This is a genomic window from Corallococcus praedator (assembly GCF_003612125.1).
GTDB classification, from domain to species: Bacteria; Myxococcota; Myxococcia; order Myxococcales; family Myxococcaceae; genus Corallococcus; species Corallococcus praedator.
The window spans coordinates 1-2,214 of sequence record NZ_RAWI01000700.1 but is presented as its reverse complement, the minus strand read 5'-3'; the positions used below and the strand labels follow the sequence as shown (position 1 = coordinate 2,214).

The 2,214-nt window shown below is 70.4% G+C and carries 3 protein-coding genes and 1 pseudogene; 1 reads left to right on the top strand and 3 read right to left on the bottom strand.

The features are described 5' to 3' along the window. Nucleotides 1-590: AgmX/PglI C-terminal domain-containing protein (locus D7Y13_RS45430; RefSeq protein WP_147446894.1), on the top strand; the 590-nt coding region annotated here is incomplete at its 5' end. Nucleotides 591-635: 45 nt separating this feature from the next. Here the strand turns inward: D7Y13_RS45430 and recR are convergent. The 3 genes and pseudogenes from recR to D7Y13_RS40990 form a co-directional block, all read right to left on the bottom strand. Then, nucleotides 636-1,229: a recombination mediator RecR gene (recR, locus tag D7Y13_RS41000; protein ID WP_120538409.1), complete on the bottom strand. Its 594-nt coding sequence runs from the start codon at nucleotides 1,227-1,229 to the stop codon at nucleotides 636-638. A gap of 6 nt (nucleotides 1,230-1,235) precedes the next feature. Continuing rightward, a complete protein-coding gene (locus tag D7Y13_RS40995) occupies nucleotides 1,236-1,553 on the bottom strand; it encodes a YbaB/EbfC family nucleoid-associated protein (RefSeq protein ID WP_120538408.1) in 318 nt (105 codons plus the stop codon). Nucleotides 1,554-1,650: 97 nt separating this feature from the next. Next, a pseudogene (locus D7Y13_RS40990) lies at nucleotides 1,651-2,214 on the bottom strand (DNA polymerase III subunit gamma/tau); the annotation flags it as partial.

Genomic DNA, 2,214 nt, shown 5'->3' with positions numbered 1-2,214 from the left:
GGCTGGTGCTCGCGGGGGCGGCCTTCGTCGTCGCGCGGCCGGGCTCCACGCAGGGGCCCGCGGTTCCGGTCCAGACGCAGCCGGAGCCCGTGAAGGTGGCCGCGCCGGTGGTTCCCTCGGCGCCGGTGAGCCCGCCTCCCGTCGTGCCCCAGGACACCCCGCCGACCGGTACTCCCGGCCAATCAGGGGCCCTGCCCGGCGGTGAGACGGTGGTCGCGTCGGTGACGGATGCACCGCTGACGGAGGATGGGCCGGAGGAGCCGACCTCGCGCAGGAACACCCCGCGTGCGCCGAAGGGGAAGGTGACGCTGGGCATCGAGGACATCCAGCGCGTGGTGTCGAATGGCCGGTCGCAGATCACCGGCTGTTTCGAGCGCTACAAGTCCAACCTGCCGTCGACCGCGGGCGAGGTGCAGGTGCAGCTCACCATCCTGTCGTCGGGCAAGGTGCGCGCGGACACGCGCGGGCCGCTGGCGTCCACGGACGTGGGCCGCTGCCTGGAGGCGAAGGCGCAGGGCCTGCGCTTCCCGGCGCACCGCGACCAGGAAGTCACCGTGCTGATGCCGTTCTCGTGGAAGGTGACGCAGTAGCCAGCCGCCGGGCCCGTCCCGCGTTGCAGCGCGGGACGGACGCCGTCACAGGTCGCGGCGGGCGGACAGCGCCTTGGCGAGCGTGGCCTGGTCAGCGAACTCCAGGTCCCCGCCCATGGGCAGGCCCTGGGCGAGCCGGGTGACGCGCAGGCCAATCGGCTTGAGCAGGCGGGTGAGGTAGAGCGCGGTGGCCTCGCCCTCGATGTCCGGGTTGGTGGCGAGGATGATCTCCTCCACCCGGCTGTCGTTGAGGCGCTCCAGCAGCTCCTTGATGCGCAGCTGCTCCGGGCCCACGCCTTCCAGCGGGGACAGCACGCCGTGCAGCACGTGGTAGCGGCCCTTGAACTCGCGGGTGCGCTCCAGCGCCATCAGGTCCGAGTACGTCTCCACGACGCACAGCGAGCGCTCATCACGGCGCGAGTCGCGGCAGAAGCCGCACAGCTCCGAGTCGGTGAGGCAGAAGCAGCGCACGCACAGGTGCACCTTCTCCTTCACCTCGCGGATGGCCAGGGAGAGGTCGACGGCGTACTCGCCCGGCGCTCGCAGGATGTGGAAGGCGAGGCGCTGGGCCGTTTTTTCGCCGATGCCCGGCAGCTTCGCGAGCTGGGCGACCAGGCGGTTCAGCGGATCGGGCGTCATCCGGTTTTAATTAATGCCGGGGATCTTCACGCCGCCGGAGATCTTCGCCAGCTCGCTGTTCATGTGCTGACGGCTGTTCGCCAGGGCAGCGTTCACGGCGGCGGTGACGAGGTCCTCGAGCATCCCGGGGTCATTGGGGTCGATGGCGCTCTTGTCGATCTTGATGCTGCGGATCTCCTGGACGCAGTTGGCGACGACCGTCACGAGGCCCTCGCCGGACTTCGCCTCGACGGTCTCTTCCGCCAGCTGCTTCTTCCGCTCCTCGATCTTCTCGGTGAGCTTGTTCGCCTGCCGGATGAAGTAGTTCAGGTCGATGCCGGGCATGTGCTTCCTCGGTCCCCGGGCGTAGGAGCGCGCGCCGCCATGGCGCCGCTCGGAGCAGGGACGTCGGGGCCCACCCTAGCGGGGCCCGGGGGCGTTGTCAGTCATCAGGAGTGGTGGGCATGTCCGTGAGGACGGCCGGTGGGCGCTCGGGCTCGTAGACCTGGATGTGTTCGATTTCGCCGCCCAGCATCTTGAGGATGGACCGCACGGCGGCATGGGAGCGCACCTTTCCCTCGGTGGACTTCTCGTGGGTGGCGCGGCTGTGGGAGTCCTGTTCGGAGATGCTCATCCCCAGGCCGTGGGCTTCCTGGGCCTGGGCCACGTCCTGGATGGTGAGCTTCACGGGCCGGCCGAAGTGCGAGGCCAGGGCCGCGTCAACGGTGGACTTGCCCGCGGCGGCCGTCACGGCGGCCTTGTGGAAGGCGGCGGTGGGCGGGAAGCCGAGGATGATTTCGCCCGCCTTCATGGACAGGAGGCGCCCGTTGGCGAGCGCGGTGCCATGGCGCACGGACGTCGCCTTCACGCTGTCCACGGCGGCGCGCCAGCGCTCGGGCAGGGAGCGGTTGGGATTGTCGCGGCCGGCGGCCACGGGCGCCATCGCGGGCGGCGGTTCAGGCTCCGGAGGTTCCGGTTCGAACGCGGCGGGCGGCCTGTCTCTTAT